Source organism: Pseudomonas sp. IPO3778 (assembly GCF_013386825.1).
Classification (GTDB): Bacteria; Pseudomonadota; Gammaproteobacteria; order Pseudomonadales; family Pseudomonadaceae; genus Aquipseudomonas.
The window spans coordinates 15504-31118 of sequence record NZ_JACARC010000021.1; the positions used below are offsets into that span (position 1 = coordinate 15504).

Annotated in this window: 12 protein-coding genes and 1 pseudogene; 5 read left to right on the plus strand and 8 right to left on the minus strand. The window is 60.5% G+C overall.

The window, feature by feature from the left end; genetic code table 11:
- Positions 1 to 230: 230 nt before the first annotated feature.
- Positions 231 to 419, plus strand: a complete 189-nt coding sequence (locus HX855_RS08855; RefSeq protein ID WP_008438187.1) for a hypothetical protein — start codon at positions 231 to 233, stop codon at positions 417 to 419.
- 183 nt (positions 420 to 602) lie between these two features.
- Here HX855_RS08855 and HX855_RS08860 read toward each other — a convergent pair whose 3' ends face one another.
- The 7 genes from HX855_RS08860 to HX855_RS08890 form a co-directional block, all read right to left on the minus strand.
- Complete coding sequence (locus tag HX855_RS08860) at positions 603 to 1148, minus strand: DUF2058 domain-containing protein (RefSeq protein ID WP_177082403.1); 546 nt, start codon at positions 1146 to 1148, stop codon at positions 603 to 605.
- Positions 1149 to 1173: 25 nt separating this feature from the next.
- Positions 1174 to 2007 carry a nucleoside triphosphate pyrophosphohydrolase gene (gene mazG, locus HX855_RS08865; RefSeq protein ID WP_177082405.1) on the minus strand — a complete coding sequence of 278 codons (834 nt, stop codon included), beginning with the start codon at positions 2005 to 2007 and terminating at the stop codon, positions 1174 to 1176.
- A 153-nt stretch (positions 2008 to 2160) separates the two neighbouring features.
- Positions 2161 to 4404 (minus strand): GTP diphosphokinase, encoded by a 2244-nt coding sequence (relA, locus tag HX855_RS08870; protein WP_177082407.1) that lies wholly within the window; start codon positions 4402 to 4404, stop codon positions 2161 to 2163.
- A gap of 136 nt (positions 4405 to 4540) precedes the next feature.
- Entirely contained in the window at positions 4541 to 5893 is a 1353-nt protein-coding gene (gene rlmD / locus HX855_RS08875; RefSeq protein WP_177082409.1) for a 23S rRNA (uracil(1939)-C(5))-methyltransferase RlmD, read from the minus strand.
- The gene (gene cysM, locus HX855_RS08880; RefSeq protein WP_177082411.1) at positions 5893 to 6795 is read right to left on the minus strand and encodes a cysteine synthase CysM; all 903 of its coding nucleotides are present in this window, start codon (positions 6793 to 6795) and stop codon (positions 5893 to 5895) included. Before cysM ends, rlmD begins: the two co-directional genes overlap by 1 nt.
- A gap of 100 nt (positions 6796 to 6895) precedes the next feature.
- Positions 6896 to 7492 (minus strand): tRNA-uridine aminocarboxypropyltransferase, encoded by a 597-nt coding sequence (locus HX855_RS08885; RefSeq protein WP_177082413.1) that lies wholly within the window; start codon positions 7490 to 7492, stop codon positions 6896 to 6898.
- A gap of 6 nt (positions 7493 to 7498) precedes the next feature.
- Entirely contained in the window at positions 7499 to 8392 is an 894-nt protein-coding gene (locus tag HX855_RS08890) for a LysR family transcriptional regulator (RefSeq protein WP_177082415.1), read from the minus strand.
- 243 nt (positions 8393 to 8635) lie between these two features.
- Here HX855_RS08890 and speB point away from each other — a divergent pair, with 243 nt between their 5' ends.
- The 4 genes from speB to HX855_RS08910 all read left to right on the plus strand — a co-directional run bounded on the left by speB (position 8636) and on the right by HX855_RS08910 (position 13032).
- Positions 8636 to 9586, plus strand: coding sequence for an agmatinase (gene speB / locus HX855_RS08895; protein WP_049712093.1), 951 nt, complete (start codon positions 8636 to 8638; stop codon positions 9584 to 9586).
- Positions 9586 to 10011 (plus strand): nuclear transport factor 2 family protein, encoded by a 426-nt coding sequence (locus HX855_RS08900; protein ID WP_177082417.1) that lies wholly within the window; start codon positions 9586 to 9588, stop codon positions 10009 to 10011. The genes speB and HX855_RS08900 overlap by 1 nt, the downstream gene beginning before the upstream one ends.
- Before the next feature lie 21 nt (positions 10012 to 10032).
- On the plus strand, positions 10033 to 11538 hold the full coding sequence (locus HX855_RS08905) for a cytosine permease (RefSeq protein ID WP_177082419.1): 1506 nt from the start codon (positions 10033 to 10035) through the stop codon (positions 11536 to 11538).
- A gap of 111 nt (positions 11539 to 11649) precedes the next feature.
- Entirely contained in the window at positions 11650 to 13032 is a 1383-nt protein-coding gene (locus tag HX855_RS08910) for a sodium:solute symporter (RefSeq protein ID WP_177082421.1), read from the plus strand.
- Between the two features lie 61 nt (positions 13033 to 13093).
- Here HX855_RS08910 and HX855_RS08915 read toward each other — a convergent pair.
- Positions 13094 to 15192: pseudogene (locus tag HX855_RS08915) on the minus strand (NAD(P)-dependent oxidoreductase).
- Between the last annotated feature and the right edge of the window lie 423 nt (positions 15193 to 15615).

Consider the following 15615-nt stretch of genomic DNA (forward strand, 5'->3'; position numbering starts at 1 on the left):
GCTTGCCACAGGGACCCCGTCGGCCCTTCACCTGACACCAACATGAAACTTTTGTCATAAAACTCAGCACCCTGCGACGCAATGGCACGGTTTACGGGGGCTGGGACGATTACTCCAAATTCTGTAAAGGTGTGTTGCAAATATTGCTTATTTACTTAGCAAGCTAACAAACCATATAACAAAGGCCTGCGACGCCTTGCCGCAGGTCAACCAGAGATTGGAGCAAGCAGATGACTGTAAAAGTAACTGAACGCGACGATGAACATATGTCCCACGAAGCAGTAGCCCACGGGATTCACATCTGGGATGTACACCAGCAAGACCTGCTGGTCGGCATGTTTCACGACGAGACCGAAGCTCATAATTATAAAAACGAGCTCGAGACCCTTGAGATGAAACGCCAGGCGCAAAGCTCCTGATACTCTGAAATCCTCTGGACACTCCAGCCCCACGCAGCTGGAGTGTCTGTAAACACAAACCCCGCCTTTTGAGCGGGGTTTGTGTTTTTAGGGGTTGGGATTTGGGGGGCGCTTCGCGCCCCAGCGAGGGACAAGCCCCCTCGCCACAACAAGCCCACTCGCCACAATGTGGTTTCTAGAGCCTTACCACATCAGGTCGTCAGGGATCTGGTAAGCAGCGTACGGATCGTCCTCATCCGGCACCTGGCTCTCGGTCAGCACGTTCATCTGAACGATACGCTCCGGCGCCCGCTCCTGGATCTTCAGCGCCGCCTCACGCGGGATCACCTCGTAGCCGCCACCGTGATGCACGATCGCCAGGGAGCCGTTGCTCAGCTTGTTGCGCATCAGGGTGTTGACCGACAGGCGCTTGACCTTCTTGTCATCCACAAAGTTGTAGTAGTCCTCGGTGGTCAGCTTGGGCAGGCGCGAGGTTTCGATCAATTGCTTGACCTGAGCAACACGGGCCTTGGCCTCGGCCTTTTCCTGATGCTGGCGGTTCAGTTCCTGGTCACGCTTGACCTTCTCGGCATGGGCTTCGATGGCCAGGCGCGCCTGGCTGTCGTCAGCCTCGACCTGGCCTTTGTGCACCAGACGCTGTTGTTTCTGTTTCTCTTTGCCGACCTGCTTGGCCTGCTTTTGGTTGACCAGGCCTGCTTTGAGCAACTGGTCGCGAAGGGAAATGCTCATGGTGCTTACTCACTTGGGCAACGGCTCAGCCGCAGCTGGACAGATTCTTTTCCTGGCGTTTGGCTTCGCCCCACAGGGCGTCCAACGTTTCGAGGGTGCAATCTTCTATGGGTTGGTGCATATCGCGCAATGCCTGTTCGATAAATCGGAAACGTCGTTCGAATTTGGCATTGGCTAAACGCAAGGCGGTTTCCGGGTCGACCTGGAGGTGACGGGCCAGGTTCACCGCCGCAAACAACAGGTCACCCACTTCTTCGGCGATGGCTGCCGGGTCGTTGTCGGCCATGGCTTCGAGCACTTCATCGAGCTCTTCACGCACGTTGTCCACCACCGGCAACGCAGCCGGCCAGTCGAACCCCACCTGCCCGGCGCGCTTTTGCAATTTGGCGGCACGGGAAAGCGCCGGCAAGGCCGCAGGCACATCGTCGAGCAAGGATAACTGCTCTGGCGCGTCGGACTTTTGCGCACGTTCCTCGGCTTTGATCGCCTCCCAGCGCTGCTTGACCTGTTCCTCACTCAACTGTGGGATATCCAGCGGCGCATACAGGTCGCCGGTGGGAAATACGTGAGGATGGCGACGAATCAACTTGCGGGTGATGCTGTCGATCACCCCGGAAAATTCGAAGCGCCCTTCTTCCCGCGCCAACTGGCTGTAATACACCACCTGGAACAACAGGTCGCCCAACTCACCTTGCAGATGATCAAAATCCCCGCGCTCGATGGCGTCGGCGACTTCGTAGGCTTCTTCCAGGGTGTGGGGGACGATGGTGGCGTAGGTTTGCTTGATGTCCCACGGGCAACCGTATTGCGGGTCGCGCAGGCGGTTCATCAGGTGCAGCAGGTCTTCAAGTGAATACATCAGTCTCTTTCCGCAGAAGTGGGAACGCTGAAGATCAAATGTGGGAGCGGGCTTGCTCGCGAAGGCGGTGTGTCAGTCAAACATCAGATAACTGACACGACGCCTTCGCGAGCAAGCCCCCTCCCACATTCTAGTCCGCGCTCATCCAGCGACTCATGGTGTCCGGTTGCGCCGGGTCTCAATGATGTTCGGCAACTGGGAAATACGCCCCAGCAACCGACCCAATGCGTCCAGACCCGGAATCTCGATGGTCAGGGACATCAACGCGGTGTTGTCCTCTTTATTCGAACGGGTGTTGACCGCCAGCACGTTGATCCGCTCGTTGAGCAACACCTGCGACACGTCCCGCAGCAAGCCGGAACGGTCGTAGGCACGGATGACGATGTCCACCGGATAGGTCAACACCGGCACCGGGCCCCAGCTGACCTGGATGATCCGCTCCGGCTCGCGCCCGCCCAGTTGCAACACCGAGGCACAGTCCTGGCGGTGAATGCTCACCCCACGGCCCTGGGTGATGTAACCGACGATCGCGTCGCCCGGCAATGGCTGGCAGCAGCCGGCCATTTGCGTCATCAGGTTGCCCACACCCTGGATCTGGATATCGCCGCGCTTGCCCGGTTTGTAACCGGTGGCTTTACGCGGGATCAGTTCCAGTTGCTCGCTGCCACGCTCCGGTTCAACCAGCTGCTGGGCCAGGTTCACCAACTGCGCCAAGCGCAAATCGCCAGCACCGAGGGCGGCGAACATGTCTTCGGCGATCTTCATGTTGGCCTTTTCGGCCAGCTTGTCGAAGTCCACCTGGGGCAGGCCCAGGCGCGCCAATTCGCGCTCAAGCAAGGTTTTGCCGGCGGCGACGTTCTGGTCACGCGCCTGCAGCTTGAACCAGTGGACGATCTTCGCCCGCGCCCGGGACGTGGTGATGTAGCCCAGGTTCGGGTTCAGCCAGTCGCGGCTCGGCGTACCGTGCTTGCTGGTGATGATCTCGACCTGCTCACCGGTCTGCAGGCTGTAGTTGAGCGGCACGATGCGCCCGTTGATCTTGGCGCCACGGCAGTTGTGGCCGATCTCGGTGTGCACGCGGTAGGCGAAATCCAGTGGCGTGGAGCCCTTGGGCAAGTCGATCGCGTGGCCGTCCGGGGTAAAGATGTAGACCCGATCAGGCTCGATATCCACCCGCAACTGGTCGGCCAAACCGCCGATATCCCCCAGCTCTTCGTGCCATTCCAGCACCTGGCGCAACCAGGAGATTTTCTCTTCGTACTGGTTGGACCCGGCCTTGACGTCAGTGCCCTTGTAGCGCCAGTGGGCACATACGCCCAGCTCGGCCTCCTCGTGCATGGCGTGGGTGCGGATCTGCACTTCCAGCACCTTGCCCTCGGGACCGATCACCGCCGTGTGCAACGAGCGGTAGCCGTTTTCCTTGGGGTTGGCGATGTAGTCGTCAAATTCCTTGGGGATGTGCCGCCACAGCGTGTGGACAATACCCAGCGCGGTGTAGCAATCGCGCATTTCCGGCACCAGCACGCGCACGGCGCGCACGTCGTAGATCTGGCTGAAGGCCAGGCCCTTGCGCTGCATTTTGCGCCAGATGGAATAGATGTGTTTGGCCCGGCCGCTGATATCGGCTTCTACCCCGGTGGCCTGCAATTCCGTGCGCAACTGGCTCATCACATCGGCGATAAAGCGCTCACGGTCAAGCCGCCGCTCATGGAGCAGCGTGGCAATCTGTTTGTACTGATCGGGCTCGAGGTAACGGAAGGACAAGTCCTCCAGCTCCCACTTGATATGGCCGATGCCCAGGCGGTGAGCCAGGGGCGCGTAGATGTCGAACACCTCGCGGGCGACCCGGTTGCGCTTTTCGTCGTCGGCGGTTTTCACCGCACGAATCGCGCAGGTGCGCTCGGCCAGCTTGATCAGGGCAACGCGTACGTCGTCGACCATCGCCACCAGCATCTTGCGCAGGTTTTCCACCTGGCCCTGGGTGCCCAGCACCATGGACTGGCGCGGGCTGAGGCTGGCACTGATCGCCGCCATGCGCAGCACGCCGTCGATCAGCTTGGCCACCACCGTGCCGAAACGCTGGCTGACGATGGGCAGTTGAATATGCCCCTCACGCACGCCGCGATACAGCACCGCCGCGATCAGCGAATCCTGATCGAGCTTGAGATCGGCGAGGATCTCGGCGATTTCCAACCCGGTGCGAAAGCTTGAAGTGCCTTCGGCCCACAGGTTCTTGGCCGCATTGTCTTGCTGCTCAGACTCACGAGCGAACTCGCAGGCTGCTTTCAAGGCTTCACGGTCCAGTGCCGGGTCGACACTGATGGCATGATCCAGCCATGCCTCGAGATTGATACTGCCGTCGGTGTTGATCGGCTGGTGTGCTCTCACCTGTACCATCTTGCTTACCTTCCCTACGACGCACCTTTTAGTGCGTCAAAATCATCGCTGACCTGCTTTACAAAAAAAGCTTGTGCACGCTCCCTGGCAGGTCACAGGCCCAGGAGATGCAGGCCAGTCGGATTAAACGGGCATCCTAGCCCGCTTCAAATAACGCCATGGCCTCGACATGGGCCGTCTGGGGAAACATGTCGAGGATCCCGGCACGTTTTAGCCGGTAGCCTTGCTTGACCAACTCGACCGTGTCCCGCGCCAGCGTTGCCGGATTGCAGGACACATACACCAGGCGATCAGCCCCCAGGGTGGCGAGCTTGCGCACAACCTCCAGGGCACCATCGCGGGGTGGGTCCAAGAGTACCGCAGAAAAGCCCTGTTTGGCCCATTCCGCGTCGGTCAAAGGCTGGGACAAATCGGCCTGAAAAAACTGCACATTATGCAAATTATTGCTCACGGCATTCTGCGCCGCCCGCTCTACCATCGCTTGCACGCCTTCCACCGCCACCACTTCCCGTACCTCACGGGCCAGCGGCAAGGCGAAGTTGCCCAAGCCACAAAACAAATCCAGCACCCGCTCGTCGGGCTTTGGCGCCAGCCATTCCAGGGCCTGGGCAACCATCGCCTCGTTGACCCCGGCGTTGACCTGCACAAAGTCGCCCGGGCGGTAGGCCAACTGCAAATCCCACGGTTCCAGACGATAGCCCAAAGCCTGGTCGGGCTCGAACGGTTGCGGCTGGCCTTCGCCATGCAGCCACAGTTGGGCTTCATGGAACGCACAAAATTCCTGCAGGATCGTCAGGTCCGCTTCGGACAAGGGCGCCATGTGTCGCAACAACACGGCGATCGACGATCCGCTGAACAACTCCACATGCCCCAACGCCTGAGGCTTGCTCAAGCGCCGCAGCATGTTCGGCAAACGCTGCATGATCGGTTGCAAGGCCTGTACCAGCACAGGGCAATCGTCGATACCAACGATGTCCTGGCTGGCGACGGCACGAAAGCCGACTTCAAGTTTCTTCGCCTTGGCATCCCAGCGCACCGCCACGCGGGCGCGACGCCGATAAGCGAATTCCGGCCCGCTCAAAGGCGCGGCCCACTCTTGAGGTTCGACACCTGCCACACGGGATAATTGCTCGGCGAGCATGCGCTGTTTCAGGGCGAGTTGTTCGTCATGGGGCAAGTGTTGCAGGCTGCACCCACCACAGCGACCCGCGTGCACACAGGGTGCCGGGCGGCGCAGTGCGCTGGCGGTAAATACGCGCTCGGTGCGCGCCTCGACCACTTTGCCGTGGGCGCCCAATACCCGCGCTTCGACCTCTTCACCGGCCAGGGCACCCACCACAAACCAGGTGCGGCCCTCAAAGAACACGATGCCACGGCCGTCGTTGGCCAGGCGCTCAATGGTCAGGCGCTGCTTCTTGCCTACAGGAATCTGTGGGGCCCGGCTGCCGCCCGTCGGTTGGAAGCGCAGGCCTCTCTCGTGCTTGGCCATCAGTTGGGCGCGTCGAAAATGCCGGTCGACAAGTAACGGTCGCCACGGTCACAGATGATCGCGACGATCACCGCGTTTTCCAGTTCCTGGGACAAGCGCAACATCCCGGCCACCGCACCACCGGACGACACGCCACAGAAGATGCCTTCTTCACGGGCCAACCGGCGGGTGGTGTCTTCGGCTTCACGCTGGGCCATGTCGATGATGCGATCGACCCGGGCTGCGTTGTAGATCTTCGGCAAGTATTCTTCGGGCCAGCGACGGATCCCCGGGATCGCCGCGCCTTCCATCGGTTGCAGGCCGACGATCTGGATGTCGGGGTTCTGCTCCTTGAGGTAGCGCGAATTGCCCATGATGGTGCCGGTGGTGCCCATCGAGCTGACGAAGTGGGTGATGGTGCCCTGGGTCTGGCGCCAGATTTCCGGGCCGGTGGTGGTGTAGTGGGCCTCGGGGTTATCGCCGTTGGCAAACTGGTCCAGCACCAGGCCACGGCCTTCGGCGGCCATACGCTCGGCGAGGTCGCGGGCGCCTTCCATGCCCTCCTCCTGGGTGACCAGGATCAACTCGGCGCCATAGGCCGTCATCGCCGCCTTGCGCTCGGCGCTGCCGTTGTCGGGCATGATCAGGATCATCTTGTAACCCTTGATCGCCGCGGCCATGGCCAGGGCAATCCCGGTGTTACCGGAGGTGGCTTCGATCAGGGTGTCGCCGGGCTTGATCTGCCCACGCAACTCGGCGCGGGTGATCATCGACAGCGCCGGGCGGTCCTTGACCGAACCCGCGGGGTTGTTCCCTTCGAGCTTGAGCAACAAGGTATTGCTGGTGTTGCCCGGCAGGCGCTGCAAGCGGACCAGCGGGGTGTTGCCGACGCAATCGGCGATGGTGGGGTACTGCAAGGTCATGGCGTATTCGCAATCCAGACTGCGGGGGCGACCATCATACCGGGAAAGACTGGCGGGCCATATCACGCAAAGTGTGGTGCTTATCGCTTAATGGAATAAGTCAGGCAGGGCCGTGGTTGCGCTGGAATACTTCGTCGCCCATCGCCGCAATTTGTCCTTCGATCAACGCCTCGAATGGTTTCAACAGCGGCTCAAATGACGTGGGCGCTTCAAGCACCTGCAAGGCCTGCACAATGGCTTCCACCGTCGACAATGCACCGGGGCCCGGTGCCTTGCGCAGCCGATACCGGGACACAGCACCTTCGGCCAGCGTCACTCTTGGCAACGCCGCCAACAAGGGATTGAGGTGCAGCAGCTTGCGTGCCTTGCGCCAGGTCCCGTCCGGCACTACCAGCAGCAACGGTTCGTCGGAGGGCGTGTAGGCCTGCAACGGTTGCGCCTCTTCGGCCGGGAATAACAGGCGCGCCTGATAACCCGGCGGATTCAACAGCACCTGCAAATTCTCAAAAACCTCCCCCACCACCAACTGCGCATTCACCAACCCCAGCGCGGCCAACCGTGCCGTATTCAAGGCGTGATTGACCTCACTCGGATGCTGCAACAGCAGCACGCGGGTGCGGCTATCCAGGCTGGGGATCAGCGGGCACAGGCAATGGGTGGTGGGCCGCAGGCAGCGGGGGCATTGGGGTCTGGACATGGGGTTTCAGGCCTGGTTGAGCTGGGCTTTAAGTAGGTCGCGGAAGGTCTGGATCAGGGGTTCGCGGCTGCGGCCCCGGCGCATGATCATCGAAAACGGCGCCTGGTAACCAAAGGTCGCCGGCAGCAGTACCCGCAGGTCGCCCTTGTCGGCCCAGGCCTGGGCGTAGTGTTCCGGCAGGTAGCCGATGTAGGCGCCGGACAGCACCAGGATCAACTGCGCCTCCATACTTTCCACCGTGGCGGCGCTGTGCTTGAAGCCATGGCGTGCGAGTTCGGCCTGGCTCCAGTAACCACGGCCGACCATGCGTTGCTGGGTGATCACTTGTTCGGGGATGCGCCGCTCGTTGAACAACGGATGGCGGGTGCTGCAATACAGCCAGTGCTGTTCACGGTACAGCGGCATATAGATCAGCCCGCTCATGCGATTGGAGAAGGCACCGATGGCCAGGTCCAGGCGATTGTCCTGCACCCCGAGCTGCAGTTCGTACGGGCTCATCACCGACAGATGCAAATGCACCGCCGGGTGCTCCTGGCTGTAGGCGCCGATCACTTCGGCAAACGGCAGCGCCTTGTCGCTGACGGTGGAGTCGAGCACTCCCAGCTTCAACGTACCGCGCAGTTCGCCCTTCAATGCGGCGGCATATTGCTCGAAGCCTTCCAGTTCGCCCAACAGGCGCAGGGTTTCCTGATGGAACAGCTCGCCCTTGCTGGTCAGGCTGAACCCGCCCCGGCCGCGATGGCACAGCACCAGGCCCAACGCGGCTTCCAGCTGGCTCATGTAGGTGCTGATGGCCGAGGTCGACAGGTTGAGTTCGTGCTGGGCGTTGGCGAAACCCTGGTGCCGCACGATGCTGACGAAGATGCGCAGGAGTTTCAGGTCGGGCAAGGCGTTGGCCATGGGCTCTCCAGAGGCAAACAAAAACCTGTGGGAGCGGGCTTGCTCGCGAATGCGATGGATCAATCGAACCCTCCGTGACTGACACACCGCATTCGCGAGCAAGCCCGCTCCCACATTTGAACCGAGTCTACCTCAGGGATTAGTTTAGAAAAATCTGAACTAAGTATTTGCCCCTGCCGATTCTTCCCCTCCCGTGCATTTCGCAGAATCGGCTTCTAATAAACAAAACGATGAGGCAATCCCGTGGACAAGATTTTCCACCAACCACTGGGCGGCAACGAAATGCCGCGCTTCGCCGGCATCGCCACCATGATGCGTCTTCCCCACTTGCAATCGGCCAAGGGCCTGGATGCCGCCTTCGTCGGCGTGCCTCTGGACATCGGCACCTCCCTGCGTGCCGGCACCCGTTTCGGGCCGCGGGAAATCCGCGCTGAATCGGTGATGATCCGCCCTTACAACATGGCCACCGGCGCCGCACCGTTTGACTCGCTGTCGGTTGCCGACATCGGCGACGTGGCGATCAACACCTTCAACCTGCTGGACGCCGTGCGCATCATCGAAGAAGCCTACGACGAGATCCTCGAGCACGGCGTAATCCCGATGACCCTGGGCGGTGACCACACCATCACCCTGCCGATCCTGCGGGCGATCCACAAGAAACACGGCAAGGTCGGGCTGGTGCACATTGATGCCCACGCCGACGTCAACGACCATATGTTCGGCGAGAAAATCGCCCACGGCACCACCTTCCGCCGCGCGGTGGAAGAAGGCCTGCTGGATTGCGATCGCGTTGTTCAAATCGGCCTGCGGGCCCAAGGCTACACCGCCGAAGACTTCAACTGGAGCCGCAAACAGGGCTTCCGTGTGGTTCAGGCCGAAGAATGCTGGCACCACTCGCTGGCGCCCTTGATGGCCGAAGTGCGTGAAAAAGTCGGCGGCGGCCCGGTGTACCTGAGCTTTGACATCGACGGCATCGACCCGGCCTGGGCGCCGGGTACCGGCACCCCGGAAATCGGTGGCTTGACCACGATCCAGGCGATTGAAATCATCCGCGGCTGCCAAGGCCTGGATCTGATTGGTTGCGATCTGGTGGAAGTTTCTCCGCCGTACGACACCACCGGCAACACCTCCCTGCTGGGCGCCAACCTGCTGTACGAAATGCTCTGCGTACTGCCTGGCGTGGCGCACCGCTGATGAGCGACCAGGCCGAGGTATTAAACGCCGCGGCCGACCTGGTGTCGGCCTTCGCCCGCAATGACCGCGAGGCCTACTTCGGTGCGTTCAGCGCCGACGCCAGCTTCGTGTTCTACACCCTCCCCCAGCCGCTGCTGAGCCGCGACGCCTACCAGGTGTTGTGGGGCAGCTGGCGCCGGGACGAGGGATTTGAGGTGCTGTCCTGCACCTCAAGCAACGCGTTCGTCAGCCTGCAGGGTGACGTCGCGGTATTTGTGCATGACGTGGCCACCGAGCTGCGCATGAACGGGGAGCAATGCTTTAGCCAGGAACGCGAGACCATTGTCTTCAAACGGCAAGGTGATCGCACACAACAAAAAGAAGGCCTGTGGCTGGCCTGTCACGAACATTTGTCCGCTATGCCGGAAGGGCTGCCGCCCCCTTAGCCAATGTGATCGGAGCTGATCATGAATAATAAAAACAACGAAAATAGTATTCGCAACATAGAAACCAACGGCGTCGAACAGATCCCGGACCACGAACGTACCGCCGGGCCGAAGGATTTGTTTCGCCTGATTTTCGGCGGTGCCAACACCTTCGCCACCGCCGTGCTGGGGAGCTTTCCGGTGTTGTTTGGCTTGTCGTTCCAGGCCGGCGTCTGGGCGATTGTGCTGGGCGTGCTGGTGGGGGCGGTGATCCTCGCGCCCATGGGCCTGTTCGGCCCGCTCAACGGCACCAACAACGCCGTGTCTTCCGGTGCGCACTTTGGTGTGCACGGGCGGATTGTCGGTTCGTTCCTGTCGCTGCTGACCGCGATCGCGTTCTTCTCACTCTCGGTGTGGAGTTCAGGCGATGCGCTGGTGGGCGGTGCGAAACGGCTGGTGGGCTTGCCGGAAACCGACCTGACCCTGGGCCTGGCCTACGGTGTATTCGCCATTCTGGTACTGACGGTGTGTATCTACGGCTTTCGCTTCATGCTGTGGGTCAACCGCATTGCTGTATGGGCGGCCAGCCTGCTGTTCCTGTTGGGCATCTTCGCCTTCGCCCCGGCGTTCGACAGCCACTTCGCCGGCACCGTCGCCCTCGGCCAGACCGGCTTCTGGGCCGCGTTTATCGGTGCGGCACTGGTGGCCATGAGCAACCCGATTTCCTTCGGTGCGTTCCTCGGTGACTGGTCGCGCTATATCCCGCGGGAAACCTCGAAGATGCGGATCATGCTGGCGGTGGTGCTCGCGCAGATCGCCACCTTGATCCCGTTCCTGTTCGGCCTGGCCACCGCGACCATCGTGGCGATCAAGGCACCGGACTACATCGCCTCCAACAACTATGTTGGCGGCCTGCTGGCGGTGGCACCGAGCTGGTTCTTCCTGCCGGTGTGCCTGATTGCGGTGATCGGCGGCATGTCCACCGGCACCACCTCGCTGTATGGCACCGGGCTGGACATGTCCAGCGTATTCCCAAGGCTGCTGTCGCGGGTCAAGGCGACGCTGCTGATCGGCGTGATGTCGATTGCCTTCATCTTTATCGGACGTTTCGCCGCCAACCTGGTGCAGAGCGTGTCGACCTTCGCCGTGCTGATCATCACCTGCACCACGCCGTGGATGGTGATGATGATCATCGGCCTGATCGTGCGCCGGGGTTACTACTGCCCGGACGACCTGCAAGTGTTCACCCGCGGTGAAACCGGCGGGCGCTACTGGTTCAGCCACGGCTGGAACTGGCGCGGCCTGGGGGCCTGGATCCCGAGTGCGCTGGTGGGCCTGTGCTTCGTCAACCTGCCGGGGCAGTTTGTCGGGCCGCTGGGCAACCTCGCCGATGGCATCGACATCAGCTTGCCGGTCACCCTGGGCCTGGCCTCGCTGGTGTACCTGACGCTGCTTCGCGTGTTCCCTGAACCGGCTTCCGTCTACGGGCCGACTGTGGCGAGGGAGCTTGCTCCCGTTCGACTGCGCAGCAGTCGCGAGGCCGCCTGATGAATGGCGTGAAATGGATTGGGGCTGCTGCGCAGCCCAGCGGGAGCAAGCTCCCTCGCCACACAGCCCCCTTTAGCCCCACATAAAAAAGATAATCGGAGACTCGCCGTCATGGCATTAGATCTATTCGTCGTCCTCATCTACGCCGCCGGCATGCTGGTGCTCGGCTACTACGGCATGCGCCGGGCCAAGACCCATGAAGACTACCTGGTGGCGGGCCGCAACCTGGGCCCGACGCTGTACATGGGCACCATGGCCGCCACAGTGCTGGGCGGTGCGTCCACCGTCGGCACCGTGCGCCTGGGGTATGTGCACGGTATTTCCGGCTTCTGGCTGTGCGCCGCGCTGGGTGCGGGGATCATCGCGTTGAACCTGTTCCTGGCCAAGCCGCTGCTGAAGCTGAAAATCTTCACCGTGACCCAGGTCCTGGAAAAACGCTACAACCCCATGGCCCGCCAGGCCAGCGCAGTGATTATGCTGGCTTACGCGCTGATGATCGGCGTGACCTCGATCCTGGCGATCGGCACCGTGCTGCAAGTGCTGTTCGGCCTGCCGTTCTGGATCTCGGTGCTGTTGGGCGGTGGCGTGGTGGTGGTGTACTCGACCATCGGCGGCATGTGGTCGCTGACCCTGACCGACATCGTGCAGTTCGTGATCAAGACCGTCGGCCTTATGTTTATCCTGCTGCCCATCTGCCTGTACCGCGTCGGCGGCTGGGATCAACTGGTGGCCAAGCTGCCCGCGTCGAATTTCAGCTTCACTGAAATTGGCTGGGACACCATCATCACCTACTTCATGATCTACTTCTTCGGCATCCTGATCGGCCAGGACATCTGGCAACGGGTGTTCACCGCCCGTGACGAAAAGGTCGCCAAGTACGCAGGCACCTTCGCCGGTTTCTACTGCATCCTCTACGGCCTGGCCTGCGCGCTGATCGGCATGGCGGCCCACGTGCTGATCCCGGATCTGGACAACGTCAACAATGCGTTTGCCGCCATCGTCAAAGTCTCGCTGCCGGACGGTATCCGTGGCCTGGTCATCGCCGCTGCACTGGCGGCAATGATGTCCACCGCCAGCGCCGGCTTGCTTGCCGCGTCCACCGTACTGACCGAAGACCTGCTGCCGCGCCTGCGGGGCGGTAAACAGTCGAGCCTGAAGATCAACCGTCTGTTTACCTTGCTGACGGGGATTGCCGTGTTGGGCATCGCGCTGGTGGTCACCGACGTGATCAGCGCACTGACCCTGGCTTACAACCTGTTGGTGGGTGGCATGTTGATCCCGTTGATTGGTGCGATTTTCTGGAAGCGTGCAACGACTTCCGGGGCGATCACCTCCATGACGTTGGGCTTTGTGACGGCACTGGCATTCATGATCAAGGACGGGTTGGACGCCAACACGCCGATCTACTACAGCCTGGGCGTGGGCCTGGTGAGTTTTGTGCTGGTGAGCTTGCTGTCCCGCCGCCCGGAGGCTGTGGCAGCTCGGGCGATCTGAACGAACAACTGAAAGCAGCTTTCTTCAGCGGGTGCGACGTCGGATGTCGCACCCGTTTTTTTTATTCCCACATTGTCGAAACCGCCGGCGCCCTTGCCTGGATGACCTCCTGAACCAAAGAGGCCCATACCAATCCCTGGGTTGTGCCCGCGGCGTACGTTGCCCCCGCGACAATTCGGTTGTAGGCCGACCAATAGACGATTGAAAGTCCATCTGCGGTGCCGGGCCTCGCACACTCGATAATGTGCAAGTCGCCCTTTTCGATCGCCCTGCGGTAGGACGCTGGAAAGTGCCGAGAAACCGCGGCCAGGCACGCCGCCAATATCTGTTCCTTGTCCTCCTGCGTCGAATCGGGCGGAACCTGCCCGCCGGAAACAAGAATGCAGTCCCCGTCCAAGCGGCAATTCATGACACCGATGGGCAGATCGTGCTGCAGCTTGAGCCCGCGCATTCCGACCCCTTCATGACCCACCGCGCGCAGCTTGAAAAACCAGCCAATGATCGCGATGACCTCTGGCTCCTCTACCCCCATGGCCGTGATAACGAAGTGCTCTCTGCTCAGATCAGCAATCTGTACCGGACTCAGATGCTGGGGCAGGAACTGAACCCCTGAGCGCCGCAAAAGTGCCTCTATTTCCTCCATGAGATGGACAAATTCCAGCTCGTAGCCCGATACCTCAAGCGCACGACCGATTCCAGGGACGCCATAATTTGCCTGGAATTGCCGTTGACTGATCTCTGCCGGTTCACACCCCGGCTGGCCGCTCGGCCACGGCCTGTTCTCGATATCGCACTGCTCGCGGATCAAGGCCTCAACGCCTGTGGCGTCGGCCGCATAGGCTCTTACAATCCCCGACCGCGCGAAGGGTGCCAGCGATGGGTTATCGGCCAGGAGTTTTTCAAACAACTCGATGCCTGCGCGATTGCACTCAACGGCCAAATGCTGATTTCCTGGCGTTAGATACTCGTTATGCAGCGGCTTTGCAGTCGTCTCCGTTGCAGACAGGTGCCGCATGTTCACATGCTTGTGACTGGCTCCATCCCTTTGCTGATTTCCCCCGTAAACCATGACGTGATAATTCGCCAGGCGGAACATTACGGCCTGGAGCAGGCCGTTGATACCTCTGCCCATAATCGACACGCGTGGCGCGCCGGCATGCACCGGCTGAGAAGGGATGATCAATGAGTGTGCAAGTTTGCGCCTGACAAGGCCGCTCAGGGCCATCAAGCTGAGTTGAACAGCAACCGCATAGTCAAGGTCGCCGTTGCAGGCTTCGGTGGTCGCCGCTTGTGTGGTCAGGGTCGCCGGCTTGCGCCATGTGGCGACACCACAGCCGAGGGATTGGGTACGTGTCCGAAAGGCATCCAGCGTTCCGGGCCCGTAGTCCACTACAAGCTGGATGTCTTCAGCCGTTGCCAGGGCCTGTAACGCATCGTCGCTGAAGACATCCGGCTTGGCGACACACACCAGGCGAGCATGTCTGTGCATACACTGGATAAGGGCCCGATCAATGCGATGAGTGGTCTCATCATTCAGGGATACGCATAGGGCCACAGCAGAGGCCCCCTGCAGCGCCTCGAACCAGTCTGCGACATACGACACCCTACAATCGGAAACGGCTTTCCCGAGAGTGTCCGGAACTTGGCCGGGCCGACATAACACGTTAATCCGAACATCCGGATCCAGTTCAAGCAATAACTTAGTAAGTTCTTTTCCCACATTGCCGTATCCCACCACACAGACATCACGAGGAATGGCGCCATCGGCGAGGGTCAGCCAATGTGCAATATAGGCAGCAACATGCGGTGCGTTGACCCCGGGCGTATTGATCACTCGAATGTTGTTAGAGGCACACAGATCCAATCGCACCTTATCCAGACTCGTACCTCTGCGAACTAAATAGAGGTCTCCAAATGGATGGGATATACGCCATTGCTCTATAACATCTGCCTCGATAGTTTGATCAGCGACAATGATCGTTGATGGGCGCAGGAGCCCGATCTGTATGAGCAGGGCTTGCTTGCTCAACGTCGGCGGAAAAACACGATGTTGCCGGGTGCGTCAGCCTTCCAGCCTCTCGATACAGGTGCGATGTGCAAGATATTTCCGGTTGTGGCGATGAGTGACGCGGCGACTGGCGGGACGGAAGAAAGCATCATGGCCTTATCTCCAACAATCTGACTGGCTCAAGAGGAGTTCAATAAAGTTGGGGGTGCTGGAAATGCAAACGATACAAATCTTTTCCTAACGGAACTCAACCTACGCCTATCTTCAGAATTGAATAAGCCAGCCGTTTCTGACAAACAGGTAGTCCACTTCCGACACTTAAACGCCAAAGCCTGACTGACGTGCACAGATTCGGACTACTTAGGTATTACCGTGAAATGATCAAACGGCGTGTTCGAACAGCGTTCCTGACCACAGCCGTTTTTTGCCAACGCACAAAACAAATGTGGGAGCGGGCTTGCTCGCGAATACGGTGCGTCAGTCAGTGCAAAGGTCACTGATACACAGTATTCGCGAGCAAGCCCGCTCCCACATAAAATTTATGTCGCTTCAGACCGCGCCCAAACACAGGGGTT

What these genes read in the sequence shown, in the direction of transcription:
- HX855_RS08855 (WP_008438187.1), top strand. Translation starts at nt 231, where the DNA reads ATGACTGTAAAAGTAACTGAACGCGACGATGAACATATGTCCCACGAA.
- HX855_RS08860 (WP_177082403.1), bottom strand. Translation starts at nt 1,148, where the DNA reads ATGAGCATTTCCCTTCGCGACCAGTTGCTCAAAGCAGGCCTGGTCAAC.
- mazG (WP_177082405.1), bottom strand. Translation starts at nt 2,007, where the DNA reads ATGTATTCACTTGAAGACCTGCTGCACCTGATGAACCGCCTGCGCGAC.
- relA (WP_177082407.1), bottom strand. Translation starts at nt 4,404, where the DNA reads ATGGTACAGGTGAGAGCACACCAGCCGATCAACACCGACGGCAGTATC.
- rlmD (WP_177082409.1), bottom strand. Translation starts at nt 5,893, where the DNA reads ATGGCCAAGCACGAGAGAGGCCTGCGCTTCCAACCGACGGGCGGCAGC.
- cysM (WP_177082411.1), bottom strand. Translation starts at nt 6,795, where the DNA reads ATGACCTTGCAGTACCCCACCATCGCCGATTGCGTCGGCAACACCCCG.
- HX855_RS08885 (WP_177082413.1), bottom strand. Translation starts at nt 7,492, where the DNA reads ATGTCCAGACCCCAATGCCCCCGCTGCCTGCGGCCCACCACCCATTGC.
- HX855_RS08890 (WP_177082415.1), bottom strand. Translation starts at nt 8,392, where the DNA reads ATGGCCAACGCCTTGCCCGACCTGAAACTCCTGCGCATCTTCGTCAGC.
- HX855_RS08900 (WP_177082417.1), top strand. Translation starts at nt 9,586, where the DNA reads ATGAGCGACCAGGCCGAGGTATTAAACGCCGCGGCCGACCTGGTGTCG.
- HX855_RS08905 (WP_177082419.1), top strand. Translation starts at nt 10,033, where the DNA reads ATGAATAATAAAAACAACGAAAATAGTATTCGCAACATAGAAACCAAC.
- HX855_RS08910 (WP_177082421.1), top strand. Translation starts at nt 11,650, where the DNA reads ATGGCATTAGATCTATTCGTCGTCCTCATCTACGCCGCCGGCATGCTG.